Source organism: Mycobacterium sp. 360MFTsu5.1 (genome assembly GCF_000383495.1).
GTDB lineage: Bacteria > Actinomycetota > Actinomycetes > Mycobacteriales > Mycobacteriaceae > Mycobacterium > Mycobacterium mucogenicum_B.
Genome location: NZ_KB911470.1, coordinates 66,803 through 82,163, shown reverse-complemented (window position 1 = coordinate 82,163; position 15,361 = coordinate 66,803). Strand labels below are relative to the sequence as shown.

The window sequence follows — 15,361 nt, the reverse complement described above, 5'->3', positions numbered from 1 at the left end:
GGCGGATGGGTCTGCTCAGTTCACCGGCTTGTAGCTGAACGACACCTTGCCGTCGGCGACGTCGGTGACCGTCAGGGTGTAGGCCCGGTTCTGGCCGCCGACGACCGCGGTGCACCGCTGCGTCGCCCCGACCTTGCTGTCCACATCCCCGGCGCACGTGACGGTGCTCGGGCTCTGGCCCAGCTGCGAGGCAAGGGAACTCTCGGCCACCGACTTCTCCAGCACGGGCGTCAGGCCGTAATTCATTGCGAGGCCGGACACTTCGCTCACCAGCGCGGTGCGCCGGCTGGTGAACCCGTCATCGGTGATGTCGCACAACGCCACCGCGCCCTGCTTGCCCTCCAGTCCCGACAAGCACGTCACCGAGTCCGGGGCCGCCTTGCGGGTGCGGGTCACCATGTCCGCCACGGCCGCCTCCAACTGCGTCTTGGAGACCGCCGGGGTCATCGAATAGCTGACCTTGCCGCCCTCGACGCCGGACACCGTGATGGTCGGCTGGATGCCGTAGGCCGGTGACATCGTGACGTCGCACCGCGTGCTCTGCCCGACCTTGGCGATGAGGCCGCGTTCGCAGATCACCGCCTGCGGCGGCTGGCTCGTGAAGGCGTCGTGGATCGCGCGCTCCAGCGACGCCTTGTCGACCATCGGCAACTGCGCCGACGGCTTGGCCTGGACGGCTTCGGGTTCGGGGCGCGTGAGGCTGTAGACCAGCGCCGCGAGCCCCGTCAGCAGCAGCCCAGCGATGACGACCAGTGCCAGGATGCGCGCCCTCATACCCGCTATTGTGCCCGGGCTACATCAGGTCGTTTGCGGGCACGTCATTTCGGTGCTCGCGGTACCACGCCACGGTGCGCGCCAGACCGTCGTCGAGGGCCACCTGCGGCGACCAGCCCAGCGCCCGCATCTTCGAGATGTCCGGGCACCGGCGCGGTGTGCCGCCGGCCTGCAACTCGCCGGGCTTGATCTCGAGCTCGACACCGACGGCCCGGCCGATCCGCTCGGCCAGCTCGCGGACGCTGAGTTCCTCATCGCTGCCGATGTGGTAAACCTCGCGGTGACCGCCCTTTTCGTACATCGTCAAGATGCCCTGGACGATGTCGTCGACGTAGCAGAACGAGCGCGTCTCGCTGCCGTCACCCTGGATCGGGAAGGTCGGGTTACCCGCCTCCTGACAGCCCAGCGCCCGGAGGATGAACTGCGGCTCCACGTGCTTCCACCCCATGTTCGGCCCGAACACGTTGTGCGGCCGGAAGACCTGCACCTGCCGGTAGTGGTCCTGCCCGTAGTTGAAGGCGATCAACTCACTGACGATCTTGCCGCCGCCGTAGGAGTACCGCGGGTTGAGGCTGTCCGGCAGCATCAGCGGGATGGTCTCGGGCGTGGGGATGATCGCGGGCGTCTGGTAGACCTCGGCGGTGGAGGCGACGATTAGGTCGGGCACCCCCGCGGCGCGGCCGGCGTTGGTGACCGCGAGCGCGCCGCGCAGGCCGACGTCGAGGACCAGTTCCGGTTGCTTGTAGAAGTTCTCGGTGCCGTTGATGGCGGCCAGGTGCATGACGACCTCGGCGCCGGCGAACGCCTTCTCGAGGGCGTCCTGATCGCGGACGTCACACGTGAAAAGCTCGACGTCCGAAGCGACTTCGGCGAATCGGCTGGCATCGCCGCGGACCATGGAGTCCACGACCGCGACCTGCCAGCCGTCCCGCACCAGCCGCTTGACCAGGTAGGCGCCGATGAATCCGCCACCACCGGTGACCACGACCTTCTTAGACACGCTCGACGACCTTTCCGCTGCGGCCCACGGCGAAGTAGCTGTCGCCCAGCTCGGTGGCCGGCAGGTGGCTGTAGTGGTTCCAGTAGTCGAAGACGAAACCGTCGGGGCTGATGAACTCGCTGATGGTGCGCGGCGAGATGGTGCCCAGCGACGGGTGGTTGTTGCCGAGGACGACGACGTCCGCACCGCTCACCGCGTCACCGAACCGGTTGTACACCTTGTGCCCCGGGAACGCTTCGGCCAGAACATCATTCGGCGTGACGGGGTCGTAGACGCCGATCTCGGCATCCGGGTGCGCGGCCTTGAGCTCGTTGAACACCTTGATGGACATCGACCCGCGCAGGTCGCTGGTCTCGGGCTGGCCCTTGAACGCCATGCCCAACAGGTTGATCTTGAGCGGCCCGTCGGCACCCAGCTTCCGGCGTGCGATCTCGCTGGTGATGAAGCGCACCGTCTCGGCCGGCTGACGCTCGTTGACCAGACGGCCGGCGGCGGTGATGTCCAGCGTGACGCCGCGTTCGCGCACGCTCTCCATCAGGATGTGCGGGTCCTTCTCCAGGCACGGGCCACCCACCAGACCCGGCAACGGGATATTGGTGCGGTTGTATCCGAGTTTGCCCGCCGAGATCACCTCATAGGCGCTGACACCGAATGCGTCGCAAATCCGGGCGACTTCGTTGGCAAACGCGAATTGAACATCGCGGAACGTGTTGCTCACCAATTTGATGATCTCGGCGGTCTCGATATCGGAGACCAGCACGATCGAGCTGGTGAGTTTCCGGAATACCGCGGCGGCCCGGTCGGCGACCGCCGGGTCGTCGGCGCCGACGATCTGCGGCAGCTCACGCAATTCCTGCAGCGCCTTGCCTTCCAGGGTGCGCTCGGGGCACATCGCAATGTCGAAGCTCTTGCCGCTGGCGGCCAGCATCGGCGCCACCACGTCGCGGGTGGTGCCGACCTTGACCGTCGACCGCAGGATGACCAGCGCGCCATCCTGCATGTTCCCGGCGATGTCACGGGCCGCGGCCTCGATCATGTCGACACGTGCGACACCGTCCGCCGACAGCGGCGTGCCGACGGTGATGATGTACGTGTCGCACGAGAAGCTGTCGTCAAATGCGGTGACGGCCTTCAGTTTCCCGAATCGGGTGACGCCCTCGAGGGCGTCGGGCAGGCCGGTCTCCGTGAAATGCGGCAAACCCTGATTGGTCATATCGACCAATTCCTGGCGGGTCTCGATTCCGATGACGGAGTTGCCGGCCTCGGCCAGCACGGTGGCCAGCGTCAGCCCCACATATCCCAGGCCGATGATTCCGACGTCGTATTTCTCTGGCAAATCCTCAATCCCTCCGGTCAGCCCTGTGGGAGACGGCTGATGTCATACCGCAGCGGTTGTCGCGCAAACAAGTTTCGACCTTACGGGTCGGCGGCGCATTTCGGGCCTAGGTACGCTCACAGTGTGCCGCTGCCCGCAGACCCACATCCCGCTTTCGCCACCTATGCGCATCCCGATCGCCTGGTGACCGCCGACTGGCTGTCAGGCAACATCGGACGCCCTGGTTTGGCCATCGTCGAATCCGACGAAGACGTCCTGCTGTACGACACCGGCCACATCCCCGGCGCCGTCAAGATCGACTGGCATACCGACCTCAATGACCCGCATGTCCGCGATTACATCGACGGTGCGCAGTTCGCCGCGCTGATGGATCGCAAGGGCATCAGCCGCGACGACACCGTGGTGATCTACGGCGACAAGAGCAACTGGTGGGCGGCCTACGCGCTGTGGGTGTTCACGCTCTTCGGGCACCCGGATGTCCGCCTCCTCGACGGTGGCCGCGACCTGTGGATCACCAACGGCCGCGACACCACCCTGGACGTCCCGAGCAAGCAGACCACGGGGTACCCGGTGGTCGAGCGCAACGATGCCCCGATCCGCGCCTTCAAGGACGACGTCCTCGCGATCCTCGGCAAAGAGCCGCTCATCGACGTCCGCTCGCCGCAGGAGTACACCGGCGAGCGCACCCACATGCCCGATTACCCGGAGGAAGGTGCGCTGCGCGGCGGCCACATCCCCACCGCGCGGTCCATCCCGTGGGCAAAGGCCGTCGACGACAGTGGACGGTTCCGCAGCCGCGCCGAACTCGATGAGCTGTACGGCTTCATCTCCCCCGACGACAAGGCCGTCGCCTACTGCCGCATCGGCGAGCGCTCCAGCCACACCTGGTTCGTGCTGACGCACCTGATCGGTCTGCCCGCCGTCCGCAACTACGACGGTTCGTGGACCGAGTGGGGCAACGCGGTGCGGGTGCCCGTCGCTGTCGGCGAGGAACCGGGGCCGGCGCCGGCATGACCGTCCCCGCGGCCCTGGCCGAGGTGGTGTCGGATTTCGCAAACGTCCAGGGACAGGACAAGCTGGCGCTGCTGCTGGAGTTCGCCAATGAACTCCCGCCGCTGCCGGCGACGCTCGAAGAAGCCGCCATGGAGCCGGTACCTGAGTGTCAGTCGCCGTTGTTCCTGCACGTCGACGCCGGCGACCCCGAGCATGTGCGGCTGTACTTCAGTGCACCGGCCGAGGCCCCGACGACGCGTGGTTTCGCGGCCATCCTCGCGGCCGGCCTCGATGGCCTGCCGGCGTCCGACATCCTCGCGGTGCCCGACGATTTCTACGCGGACCTTGGCCTGGCCAAGCTGATCAGCCCCCTGCGGCTGCGCGGCATGTCGGCGATGCTGACGCGTATCAAGCGCCGCCTGCGCGACGCCGTGTAACTCGGGTACGGCTCAGAAGAACGGCAGCTTGAACTTGCCGCTGTAGTGCAGCGCGTCCGGGTTGCGCTGCCCGATGATCTTGCCGGGCACGCCGCCGACGATGCCGAACGGCGGCACCTCTTTGTTCACGACGGTGTGCGCGGCCACCACGGCGCCGCGGCCGAGCAGGCACGGCAGGATCATGGCGCGCGTCGCGATCCACACGTGGTCGTCGATCACGATGGGGTCCGGCGGGTTGGGCGCCGGCACGAAGTTCGGGTGATTGATGTCGTGCCCGCCGGCGATGATGTGCGTGTCGCTGGCGATGACGACGTCGTTGCCGATCGCGATGCCCGCGCGCGCGTCCAGCAGGCAGCGGAAGCCGATGGACACCCGGTCACCGATCACCAGGTACGGAATCGACCAGACGCTCGTGCCGCGGTTGATCGCGGTGTCCTTGCCGATCTTCGCGCCGAACAGCCGGAGGTAGCCCAGCCGGATGAAGTGGAACGGGATGTGCGTGACGACCGAGCTGTAGAACAGCGCGGCGTAGGTGTCCCGGATCCGGTGCCAGAGGGTCTCGCCGGGCAGCTCGTGCTTGAGGATGTTGCCGTCCTCGTCGGTGACCCATTGCATCTTCGGTGGGATGCGGACGTTCGGGTTGACCGCTCGCTTGCGCGCGATCAATTCGGGGTCTGAGGCCTGCGGCTCGACGAACAACGGTGTCCCCTTACTCGTGGCTCCCCGGCGGGTCCGGTGCGGCATCAGTATCACCCAAGCAGATGTTCGGTGAGAAAGCGCGGGTCAAGCGGGTCGCTTGGGCAATCTCTAAGAAAACGTCCCGGCGCCCGCGTATCCCGAAGTGGGGATCCGCCGGTTAGGCCTTACACTGCACGCGATACATTCTTAAAGACATTTCTTAGAGAACCGCCGTCAGGAGGCACTGTGGCCAACCACGCCAGTTCCAAGATCTCCAAGGTGCTAGTCGCCAACCGTGGAGAGATTGCCGTCCGGGTCATCCGGGCTGCCAAGGACGCCGGACTGGCCAGCGTCGCCGTTTACGCCGAGCCGGACGCCGATGCGCCGCACGTGCGGCTTGCCGACGAGGCCTTCGCCCTGGGCGGACAGACCTCGGCCGAGTCCTACCTCGTCTTCGACAAGATCCTCGACGCCGCTGCCAAGTCGGGCGCCAACGCGATCCACCCGGGCTATGGCTTCCTGTCCGAGAACGCCGACTTCGCCCAGGCCGTCCTCGACGCCGGGCTGATCTGGATCGGGCCGAGCCCGCAGTCCATCCGCGACCTGGGTGACAAGGTCACCGCGCGCCACATCGCCGCCAAGGCCAACGCGCCGCTGGTGCCGGGCACCCCGGACCCGGTGAAGGACGCCGACGAGATCCTGGCCTTCGCCAAGGAGCACGGCCTCCCGATCGCCATCAAGGCCGCCTTCGGCGGTGGCGGCCGCGGCATGAAGGTCGCCCGCACCATCGAAGAGATCCCCGAGCTGTTCGACTCGGCCACCCGTGAGGCCGTCGCGGCCTTCGGCCGTGGCGAGTGCTTCGTCGAGCGCTACCTGGACAAGCCGCGCCACGTCGAGGCCCAGGTCATCGCCGACACGCACGGCAACGTCGTCGTCGCCGGTACCCGCGACTGCTCGCTGCAGCGCCGCTTCCAGAAGCTCGTCGAGGAGGCCCCCGCGCCGTTCCTGTCCGACGCGCAGCGCAAGGAAATCCACGAGTCGGCCAAGCGCATCTGCAAGGAAGCCGGCTACTACGGTGCGGGCACCGTCGAGTACCTGGTCGGCCAGGACGGCCTGATCTCGTTCCTCGAGGTCAACACCCGTCTGCAGGTGGAACACCCGGTCACCGAGGAGACCTCGGGCATCGATCTGGTGCTGCAGCAGTTCAAGATCGCCAACGGCGAGGCCCTCGACATCACCGAGGACCCGACCCCGCGCGGCCACTCGTTCGAGTTCCGCATCAACGGCGAGGACGCCGGCCGCGGCTTCCTGCCGGCCCCCGGCCCCGTCTCCAAGTTCGAGGCGCCGACCGGCCCCGGTGTCCGCATGGACTCGGGTGTCGAGACCGGTTCGGTCATCGGTGGTCAGTTCGACTCGATGCTGGCCAAGCTGATCGTCACCGGCGCCACCCGCGAAGAGGCCCTGGCCCGCTCGCGTCGCGCGCTGGCGGAGTTCAACGTCGAGGGTCTGGCCACGGTCATCCCGTTCCACCGCGCTGTGGTCTCCGACCCGGCCTTCATCGGTGACGGCGACAAGTTCGACGTGCACACCCGCTGGATCGAGACCGAGTGGAACAACACGGTCGAGCCGTTCACCGGTGGCGAGGCACTGGACGACGAAGACGCCGCGCCGCGTCAGAAGGTCGTCGTCGAGGTCGGTGGCCGTCGCGTCGAGGTGTCGCTGCCGGGCGACCTGGCCATCGGCGGTGGCGGCGGTGGCGCAGCCACCGGTGTCATCAAGAAGAAGCCGAAGCCGCGCAAGCGTGGCGCTGCCGGCGGCAAGGCCGCCTCGGGTGACTCGGTCACCGCGCCGATGCAGGGCACCGTCGTGAAGGTCGCCGTCGAGGAGGGCCAGCAGGTCTCCGCGGGTGATCTGATCGTCGTGCTGGAGGCCATGAAGATGGAGAACCCGGTGACCGCGCATAAGGACGGCACCGTGACCGGCCTGTCGGTCGAGGCCGGCGCCGCCATCACGCAGGGCACCGTCATCGCGGAGCTGAAGGACTAGTTCTTTCTGTCCGCCGGGTGGCCAGTTCTCTGGTCACCCGGCGGATTTTTTTCATCATGGAACCCATCGAGATCAACGCCGGCGCCTGGTATCTGCGCGCCCTGCGTGCCGACGACCGGATGGATGACCGGCCGTCGCTGGCGGATTTGGGTGAGCACTCCCCCGATCACGTCGAAACCCGTACGGCGCAATGGGAATCCGACACGTTGTACTCGTGGGCGGTCTGTGAGCCGACGACCGGTGAGCTGCTCGCCGAGATCACCTTGGACCCCGCCACGCGGGAGATTTCCGTACGGACCCGCACCGGGTTCGACGAAGCCGCCGCGACGGGCGTCGAGTCGGTGCGCCGCTTCGCGGCCGCGATGCTGGGCTGACAAGTCACTAGAACAGCAGCACCGGCAGGCTCATCGTCAACACGATGGACATGAGCAGCAACAGGAACCAGCCGGCGCCCTGCCAGGCCCACCAGACCTTGTCACCCCGCCAGGCCCGATACGTCCGGACAAAAGCCCATACCCCGCTACCGAACAGGAACAGCGGGCCGGCCAGGGCCAGGACGGTGCGATACGGCATGGTGCAGGCGGCGGTGTCGTAACCATGGCAGTGCCGGACCCAGACGGCCGCCAGCACCATGAACCCGACGCCGAGGCTCCCCATCACCAGAGCGAATCGCGCGGCCTGATGCACGCTGGGATCGTCGTCGCGAAAGCGATCGGTTGTCGGGCTGAGCATCGTTATCACCGCCAACCCCAGTATGCGCCTGGTGGACGCTAGGGCGCCAGCCCGCCCTCGGCGATCCGTTTGATCGCGGCGAGACGCCGGTCCCATTGCCTGCCAAGGGTTTCCAGCTCGTTGCCCAGCGCGCTGAGCTTGGCACCCAGCGCCCGGTAGCGAATCTCCCGGCCCACTTTGACGGGCTCGACCAGCCCCGCGTCGGCCAGCACCGACAGGTGCTTGGCGATGGCCTGCCGACTCACGGGCAACCGACCGGCCAGGGCGCTCGCCGACAGATCGTCGGCGCCCAGCTCGGTCAGGATGCGCCACCGCGTCTCGTCGGCGAGCACCGCCAGCACCGCCGGCATGTGGGTGTCGGTCACACCGACGCCTGCAGGTACGCCACCAGGTCGTCGAGCTCGGCCGTCCAGCCGCCGCTGTTCTCGGAGTACGCGGTCTGCGGGTCGGCCAGGTTCTCGAAGCCCGTCTCGCGCAGATCGAGCCGGGTGCCGCCATCGATCTCGGTGAGGTCGAAGCGGACGACCGTGGAGTTTTCCGGGGTCGGGTCGGCGTCGGCCTCACGGTGCGCCCACCGATAGACCAGCGTGTGCGGCGCCTCGGCGCTTTCGACGACGACGCGGAACTTGCCGTGGGCGTTCCAGCCGAAGAACCCGGTGCCGCCGGGGATCGGCTCGAGTTCGGCTGCGTCACCGAACCATTGGGCGATGAGCTCGGCTTTCGTCAGGGCATCCCAGACTCGCTGGATCGGCGCGTTGATGTCGATGGTGCGGGTGATGTCCAGCGTGTCCATGATTCCCCTTCGAGTGGCGTTATGTGCAACTCCACAGTTGCACACACGCACACGTACTGCAACCCTCAGATTGCACTTAGCGTCGCGCGCCGCTCTCGCAACAGCATCAGACCGATGGTGCCGAACACCAGATTGGCGGCGATCTCCAGAATCGCGGTTACCCACGAGAACGCCGTCACGCGCGCCCACGCCGGCGCATTGATGAAGCTGTCGCTGAAGAATCCCCATTTCGGAAGCAGGTGTGCCGCAGTGAATCCCACCGCACCGGCGTAGCCGATGCCGACTGCCGCGAGCGGCGCCCACCGGTTCCGCTTGAACACCAGCCCGATCGTGACGGCCGCGAGGATCAGCTGCACCGTGCCGCCCACCATCACCGCCGGCGGGATGACGTTCATCCCCCGCCGCAGGTGATCAGCACCGTGCAGCAGTAGCGCGACCGCCAAAAGGCCTGCAGCCCAATCGAAGTTACGTTGCCAATTCCTGGAGTCACCAGTCATGCGGATCACCTCTACTACGCACGGTAGTAAATCGACGCGATCCTGTAAAGACCTGTCAGGGGCTGGCCCTACGATGCCTGGCGTGCGGATGAAACTCTTGGGCGCGGCCGGGCTGGCCTCGGGCGGCGCGGCGTATCTGCACGGCTGGACGTGGGAACCGGCGCTGGGCGTGGCCGTCGGCGTGCCGCTGCTGCTCGCCGCCGTTCCACACGTCGTCACCGGAATGCGCACCCCGAGCCGCCACGAGGATCCCGTCCACGACATGTCCGGCACCGAATTCGAGGACTACATCGCCCGGATCGCCCGGTCGTGCGGCGTCCCGGTCATCATGACGGAGCTGTCCGGGGACTGGGGCGTCGACCTGATCGTCGGCACGCGGCCCAATCGCCTTGCCATCCAATGCAAGCGCCTGTCCCGGCCCGTCGGCCCCGGCGCCGTCCAGGAGGTGGTCGCCGGCGCACCCATGCAGGACTGCGCGCACACCATGGTGGTCACCAACAACGAGTTCACCCCGGCCGCAAGGAAATTGGCGGAGCTGCACGACTGCACCCTCGTCAGCGGCACCGAGCTGACCCGGCTGCGCGGATTGATCCGGCAGCAGGTCCTAGAGCGCCGCTAGTACGTCCCGCACCGCCTGGACGGCTTCATCGATCTCGGTCCGCGACACCGTCAGCGCCGGCCGGAACCGCACGGAGTCGGTGCCACTGGCCAGCAGGATGACATGGTGCTGCCACAGCCGCTTGATCACCTCGTCGCGCTGAGCGGCCGACGGCATGCTGAACGCACACATCAGCCCGCGTCCGCGCGGATCGAGTACCAGTGACGGGAATTCGTTTGCCAGGCAACGCAACTGACCCACCAGATACCAGCCCATCCGCACGGCGTTGTCGATCAGCCCGTCGGCTTCGATGACCTCGAGGATGCGGCGGGCCCGCACCATGTCGGTGAGGTTGCCACCCCAGGTGGAGTTGATCCGCGAGCTGACGCGAAAGACGTTGTCCGCGACGTCGTCGACGCGGCCACCGGCCATCACGCCACACACCTGGGCCTTCTTGCCGAACGCCACCACATCCGGCGTGACGCCCAATTGCTGGTAGGCCCATGGGGTTCCGGTCATACCGACGCCCGTCTGCACCTCGTCGAAGATCAGCAGCGCGTCGTACTCGACGCACAAATCCCGCATCGCGGCGAAGAACTCGGGACGCATGTGCCGGTCACCGCCCTCACCCTGGATCGGCTCGGCGATGAAGCAGGCGATGTCGTGCGGGTACGCCTCGAAGGCCGCCCTGGCCTGGCGCAGCGATTCACGTTCCAGCGCAACGATATCCACGCCGGGAGAAACCACCGGCGCGTCGATGCGCGGCCAGTCGAACTTCGGGAACCGGGCGACCTTGTTGGGGTCGGTGTTGGTCAGCGACATGGTGTAACCACTGCGACCGTGGAACGCGCCACGCAGGTGCAGGACCCGGGTGCCCAGCGCCGGGTCGATGCCGCGCGACTCATTGAGCCGGCTCTTCCAGTCGAAGGCGACCTTCAACGCGTTCTCCACCGCCAGCGCCCCGCCGTCGACGAAGAACAGGTGCGGCAGCGCCGGGTCACCGAGCACACGCGCGAACGTCTGCACGAAGCGCGCCATCGGCACGCTGTACACGTCGGAGTTGCTCGGCTTGTTCACCGCCGCCTGCGCCAGTTCGGCGCGGAAGGCCGCGTCGGTCAGAGCCGGATGGTTCATCCCCAGCGCCGACGACGCGAAGAACGTGAACATGTCGAGGTACCGGGTGCCGTCACGCGCGTCGACGAGATACGAACCACCCGACCGGTCCAGATCGAGCACGAGATCCAGACCGTCGGTCAGGATGCTGCGCCCCAGCACGTCGCGAACGTCGCGGGCGCTGCCCGCCGACAGCCCGTCACCAGAAGTCAGAACAGCGGTCATGCCGCCATCCTAACGCAATATTTACAGCTTCCGCGACCTATAGCAGGAACTATTCCGGTAGCGACACGTGATCATCGTAAAAAGTCTGTAAGATGATGGTGCTTCGCGTGCGAACGTTGGCGACCGTGCGGATCCGCTGCAACAGGCCCTCCAGCGCCCGCGCCGAGGCGACCCGCACCAGCAGGACGTAGCTCTCCTCGCCCGCCACCGAATGGCAGGACTCGATTTCGGGGAAAGGCTGCAGCCGCGCCGGGGCATCATCAGGTTGGGAAGGATCGAGTGGGGTGATCGCGACGAACGCCGACAACATGTGGCCGACGGCCTCGGGGTTGATCCGCGCCGTGTATCCCGTGATCACACCGCGGGATTCGAGCCTGCGCACGCGCGACTGCACCGCCGACACCGACAGCCCCGCGGCCGTCGCGAGGTGCGCCAGCGTCGCGCGGCCGTCGGCCATCAGCTCCCGCACCAGGATTCGGTCGACATCGTCAAGTTGCTCGGCTTCGGCCATGGCCGGAGACTACCCGCAGGTCATGCCATGACGGTCCAGACCTGGGAGCTGCGCGCCGCGTTCGCCGCCGCCCTGTCGCGCATGTACGGCACCGAGGTTCCGGCGTACACGACGCTGGTCGAGGTCAGCACGGCCGTGAACCGCGACTGCGCCACCGACGGCCGGCTCGGTTCCCTCGACCGCGTCACCGCCGAACGCCACGGCGCGATCAGAGTCGGCAGCCCCGCCGAACTCGCCGACGTCGCAGACCTTTTCGCGGCCTTCGGCATGTACCCCGTCGGGTTCTACAACCTGCGCGAGGCCGCCTCACCGGTGCCCGTGGTCTCCACCGCATTCCGTCCCATCGACGCGGAAGAGCTGGACTGCAACCCGTTTCGGGTGTTCACCTCGATGCTGGCCACCGAGGACGCCCGCTTCTTCTCCCCCGATCTGCGCGACAGGGTGCAGCGGTTCCTCGGGCAGCGCCAACTGTTCGACCCGGCGCTGATCGCCCAGGCCCGCCGGATCGCCGCCGACGGCTGCCCGGACGGTGATGCCGAGGACTTCGTGCACCGGTGCACCGCCGCTTTCGCGTTGTCGCGCACGCCGATCGACAAGGCCTGGTACGACGAGCTCAGTGCGGTCTCCGCCGTCGCCGCGGACATCGCCGGCGTGGCCACCACCCACATCAATCACCTGACGCCACGCGTACTGGACATCGACGAGCTGTACCGACGGATGACGGCCCGCGGCATCACCATGATCGACGCGATCCAGGGACCGCCGGCCACCGACGGTCCGCCGGTCCTGTTGCGGCAGACGTCGTTTCGGGCCCTGGCCGAGCCCCGCACGTTCCGCAACCCTGACGGCACGGTGTTCGACGGGAGTCTGCGGGTGCGCTTCGGCGAGGTGGAGGCCCGCGGGGTGGCGCTGACCCGCGCCGGCCGGGAACGCTACGACACCGCGATGACCGATCAGGAACACTGGGACCGGTACTTCCCCGGCACCGACATCGAGATGGCGGCACAGGGCCTGGCCTACTACCGCGGCGGCGATCCCACGAAACCCGTTGTCTACGAGGATTTCCTCCCCGCCTCTGCCGCCGGCATCTTCCGGTCCAACCTCGACCGGGATGCGGAGCCGGCAGCTGCCGACGACCACACCGACTACAGCCTCGACTGGATGGCCGGCGCCATCAGCCATCACATCCATGACCCGTACGACCTCTACGAGAAAGCGGCATCATGACTTCTGTGCAGAATCAGCTCTTGCCCACCGCCGATCAACTCCGCGACCGCGTGCGTACCGCGCTGCAGGCCGTCGGCGCCCACGTCACGCTGGGCGAGCCCGGCGCCCACGGCTTGCACGCCAGCACGCCCATCACCGGTGAGGTGCTCTTCACGCTGCCCGAGAGCACCGCCGAGGAAACCGACACAGCGATCGCCGAAGCGGCGCAGGCCTTTTCCACCTGGCGCACCACGCCGGCGCCGGTCCGCGGCGCGCTCGTGGCCCGGCTGGGTGAGCTGCTCGTCGAGCACAAGGCCGATCTGGGCACGCTGGTGACCATCGAGGCCGGCAAGATCACCTCCGAGGCGCTCGGCGAGGTGCAGGAGATGATCGACGTCTGCCAGTTCGCGGTCGGTCTGTCGCGCCAGCTGTACGGGCGCACCATCGCCTCCGAACGGCCCGGACACCGGCTCATGGAGAACTGGCACCCGCTCGGAGTCGTCGGCGTCATCACCGCGTTCAACTTCCCCGTCGCGGTCTGGGCCTGGAACGCCGCCATCGCGCTGGTGTGCGGCGACACCGTGGTGTGGAAGCCCTCCGAACTCACCCCGCTGACCGCCGTCGCCTGCCAGGCGCTGCTGGAGCGCGCCGCAGCTGATGTCGGCGCCCCCGCGCACGTCGGTCGATTGGTGCTGGGCAGCCGCGACATCGGCGAGCAGCTGGTCGACGACCCCCGCGTGGCACTCCTGAGCGCGACGGGATCGGTGCGGATGGGTCAGGAGATCGGCCCGCGGGTGGCCCAGCGGTTCGGCAAGGTGCTGCTGGAACTCGGCGGCAACAACGCGACCATCGTGACGCCGTCGGCCGATCTCGACCTCGCGGTACGCGGCATCGTGTTCGCCGCCGCCGGCACGGCCGGGCAACGGTGCACGACGCTGCGCCGCGTCATCGCGCACCACAGCGTGGTCGACACGTTGGTGCAGCGGATCGTCACCGCGTATCAGAGCCTGCCTGTCGGCGACCCGGCTGCCGAGGGGACGTTGATCGGGCCACTGATCCACGAGCGGTCCTACCGCGACATGGTGGGCGCGCTGGAACAGGCACAGGCCGAAGGCGGCGAGGTGACCGGCGGTGAGCGGGTCCAGCTGCATCCCAGCTCGTACTACGTCACGCCCGCGGTGGTGCGGATGCCCGGGCAGACGGCCATCGTGCACCAGGAGACGTTCGCGCCAATCCTGTACGTCCTGACCTACGACACCCTCGATGAAGCCATCGCGCTGAACAACGCGGTGCCGCAGGGCCTTTCGTCGGCGATCTTCACCACCGACATCCGGGAGGCCGAACGCTTCATGGCCGCCGACGGGTCGGACTGCGGCATCGCCAACGTCAACATCGGCACGTCGGGTGCGGAGATCGGCGGCGCGTTCGGCGGCGAGAAGCAGACCGGTGGCGGCCGCGAATCCGGCTCCGATTCCTGGAAGGCGTACATGCGCCGGGCCACCAACACCGTCAACTACTCATCCGAGCTGCCGCTGGCTCAAGGCGTCCAATTCGGCTGAGGTAGACATGAGCCCGTGAAGATCGAAGGTGCGGTGGCTGTCGTCACCGGAGCGGGCTCGGGCATCGGCAGGTCCATCGCGACGGCACTGGCGGCCGCGGGCGCATCGGTCGTGGCCGGCGACATCAATGCCGAAGCCGCCGCCGAGACGGCCGCGGGCTACGGCGGTGTCGGCATCGGCGCGGACGCGTCGTCGGTCGACGGCATCGCGACGCTGCTCGACGCCGCCCGCGCGACCTACGGACCCGTCGACATCTACGTCGCCAACGCCGGCATCACCGGCGAACCCGGGCTGGGCGACGACGAAGCCGCGTGGGACCGCATCATCGACATCAACCTGCGCGCGCACATCCGGGCCGCCAAAGCCGTTGTGCCGGAATGGGTTGAGCGCGGCGGCGGACACTTCGTCGCGGTGGCCTCGGCCGCCGGCCTGCTCACCCAGCTCGGCGCGGCCGGGTACAGCGTCACCAAGCACGCCGCCGTCGGGTTCGCGGAGTGGCTGACCATCACCTACGGCGACCAGGGCATCGGCGTCAGCTGCGTCTGCCCGATGGGCGTCGACACGCCCCTGCTGCGCGGCATGACCGACTCCCCCGACGCCGCGATCCGCGTGGCCGGCAACGCCGTGACCCACGCGGGCAACGTCGTCAGGCCCGATGGTGTCGCGGCCCTCGTCGTCCAGGCCGTACAGGACGGCACGTTCCTGGTCCTCCCGCACCCCGAGGTACTGGAGATGTACCGCCACAAGGGCGCCGACTACGACCGCTGGATCGCCGGCATGCGGCGGTACCAGCGGACCCTCTGACCTGCGATTTGTGCACGATTTTCCGCGCTGACCGCGGATTTTCGTGCACAAATCCCTCA

Annotated in this window: 18 protein-coding genes; 8 read left to right on the top strand and 10 right to left on the bottom strand. The window is 67.7% G+C overall.

Going from position 1 to position 15,361, the window contains the following annotated elements; all coding sequences use genetic code 11:
* Positions 1-15: 15 nt before the first annotated feature.
* From H289_RS0121355 to H289_RS0121345, 3 genes are read right to left on the bottom strand one after another with little or no spacing between them, the layout of a single operon-like run.
* Positions 16-774, bottom strand: coding sequence for a DUF4333 domain-containing protein (locus H289_RS0121355; protein WP_020102863.1), 759 nt, complete (start codon positions 772-774; stop codon positions 16-18).
* Between the two features lie 19 nt (positions 775-793).
* A complete protein-coding gene (locus tag H289_RS0121350) occupies positions 794-1,774 on the bottom strand; it encodes an NAD-dependent epimerase/dehydratase family protein (protein ID WP_029105546.1) in 981 nt (326 codons plus the stop codon).
* The gene (locus tag H289_RS0121345; protein WP_020102861.1) at positions 1,767-3,110 is read right to left on the bottom strand and encodes a nucleotide sugar dehydrogenase; all 1,344 of its coding nucleotides are present in this window, start codon (positions 3,108-3,110) and stop codon (positions 1,767-1,769) included. Before H289_RS0121345 ends, H289_RS0121350 begins: the two co-directional genes overlap by 8 nt.
* A gap of 123 nt (positions 3,111-3,233) precedes the next feature.
* On the opposite strand from H289_RS0121345, the gene H289_RS0121340 reads away from it, so the two are divergent.
* Together H289_RS0121340 and H289_RS0121335 are read left to right on the top strand one after the other, a co-directional pair.
* On the top strand, positions 3,234-4,124 hold the full coding sequence (locus tag H289_RS0121340) for a sulfurtransferase (RefSeq protein ID WP_020102860.1): 891 nt from the start codon (positions 3,234-3,236) through the stop codon (positions 4,122-4,124).
* Positions 4,121-4,540 carry a SufE family protein gene (locus tag H289_RS0121335; RefSeq protein WP_020102859.1) on the top strand — a complete coding sequence of 140 codons (420 nt, stop codon included), beginning with the start codon at positions 4,121-4,123 and terminating at the stop codon, positions 4,538-4,540. The genes H289_RS0121340 and H289_RS0121335 overlap by 4 nt, the downstream gene beginning before the upstream one ends.
* Before the next feature lie 12 nt (positions 4,541-4,552).
* Here H289_RS0121335 and H289_RS0121330 read toward each other — a convergent pair whose 3' ends face one another.
* Entirely contained in the window at positions 4,553-5,284 is a 732-nt protein-coding gene (locus tag H289_RS0121330; RefSeq protein ID WP_231388092.1) for an acyltransferase, read from the bottom strand.
* Between the two features lie 180 nt (positions 5,285-5,464).
* On the opposite strand from H289_RS0121330, the gene H289_RS0121325 reads away from it, so the two are divergent.
* Positions 5,465-7,264, top strand: a complete 1,800-nt coding sequence (locus H289_RS0121325; protein WP_020102857.1) for an acetyl/propionyl/methylcrotonyl-CoA carboxylase subunit alpha — start codon at positions 5,465-5,467, stop codon at positions 7,262-7,264.
* Between the two features lie 56 nt (positions 7,265-7,320).
* Positions 7,321-7,638 carry a hypothetical protein gene (locus H289_RS0121320; protein ID WP_029105545.1) on the top strand — a complete coding sequence of 106 codons (318 nt, stop codon included), beginning with the start codon at positions 7,321-7,323 and terminating at the stop codon, positions 7,636-7,638.
* Between the two features lie 7 nt (positions 7,639-7,645).
* On the opposite strand, the gene H289_RS0121315 is transcribed toward H289_RS0121320, so the two are convergent.
* The 4 genes from H289_RS0121315 to H289_RS0121300 form a co-directional block, all read right to left on the bottom strand.
* A complete protein-coding gene (locus H289_RS0121315; RefSeq protein WP_020102855.1) occupies positions 7,646-7,996 on the bottom strand; it encodes a hypothetical protein in 351 nt (116 codons plus the stop codon).
* 38 nt (positions 7,997-8,034) lie between these two features.
* Positions 8,035-8,346: an ArsR/SmtB family transcription factor gene (locus tag H289_RS0121310; protein WP_036421090.1), complete on the bottom strand. Its 312-nt coding sequence runs from the start codon at positions 8,344-8,346 to the stop codon at positions 8,035-8,037.
* Between the two features lie 11 nt (positions 8,347-8,357).
* On the bottom strand, positions 8,358-8,789 hold the full coding sequence (locus H289_RS0121305; protein ID WP_020102853.1) for an SRPBCC family protein: 432 nt from the start codon (positions 8,787-8,789) through the stop codon (positions 8,358-8,360).
* A gap of 65 nt (positions 8,790-8,854) precedes the next feature.
* Complete coding sequence (locus H289_RS0121300; RefSeq protein WP_051128560.1) at positions 8,855-9,286, bottom strand: hypothetical protein; 432 nt, start codon at positions 9,284-9,286, stop codon at positions 8,855-8,857.
* Between the two features lie 73 nt (positions 9,287-9,359).
* Here H289_RS0121300 and H289_RS0121295 point away from each other — a divergent pair, with 73 nt between their 5' ends.
* Positions 9,360-9,905, top strand: a complete 546-nt coding sequence (locus H289_RS0121295; protein WP_036421025.1) for a restriction endonuclease — start codon at positions 9,360-9,362, stop codon at positions 9,903-9,905.
* Here H289_RS0121295 and lat read toward each other — a convergent pair.
* Together lat and H289_RS0121285 are read right to left on the bottom strand one after the other, a co-directional pair.
* Entirely contained in the window at positions 9,891-11,222 is a 1,332-nt protein-coding gene (lat, locus tag H289_RS0121290) for an L-lysine 6-transaminase (protein WP_020102850.1), read from the bottom strand. The genes H289_RS0121295 and lat overlap by 15 nt on opposite strands.
* A 49-nt stretch (positions 11,223-11,271) precedes the next feature.
* Complete coding sequence (locus tag H289_RS0121285) at positions 11,272-11,733, bottom strand: Lrp/AsnC family transcriptional regulator (RefSeq protein ID WP_020102849.1); 462 nt, start codon at positions 11,731-11,733, stop codon at positions 11,272-11,274.
* Between the two features lie 27 nt (positions 11,734-11,760).
* On the opposite strand from H289_RS0121285, the gene hglS reads away from it, so the two are divergent.
* Genes hglS through H289_RS0121270 form a run of 3 tightly spaced genes read left to right on the top strand, consistent with a single transcriptional unit; the run spans position 11,761 to position 15,302 of the window.
* The gene (gene hglS, locus H289_RS0121280; RefSeq protein WP_020102848.1) at positions 11,761-12,960 is read left to right on the top strand and encodes a 2-oxoadipate dioxygenase/decarboxylase; all 1,200 of its coding nucleotides are present in this window, start codon (positions 11,761-11,763) and stop codon (positions 12,958-12,960) included.
* The gene (amaB, locus tag H289_RS0121275; protein ID WP_029105543.1) at positions 12,957-14,498 is read left to right on the top strand and encodes an L-piperidine-6-carboxylate dehydrogenase; all 1,542 of its coding nucleotides are present in this window, start codon (positions 12,957-12,959) and stop codon (positions 14,496-14,498) included. Before hglS ends, amaB begins: the two co-directional genes overlap by 4 nt.
* A 15-nt stretch (positions 14,499-14,513) precedes the next feature.
* Positions 14,514-15,302: an SDR family oxidoreductase gene (locus tag H289_RS0121270; RefSeq protein ID WP_020102846.1), complete on the top strand. Its 789-nt coding sequence runs from the start codon at positions 14,514-14,516 to the stop codon at positions 15,300-15,302.
* Positions 15,303-15,361: the final 59 nt, after the last annotated feature.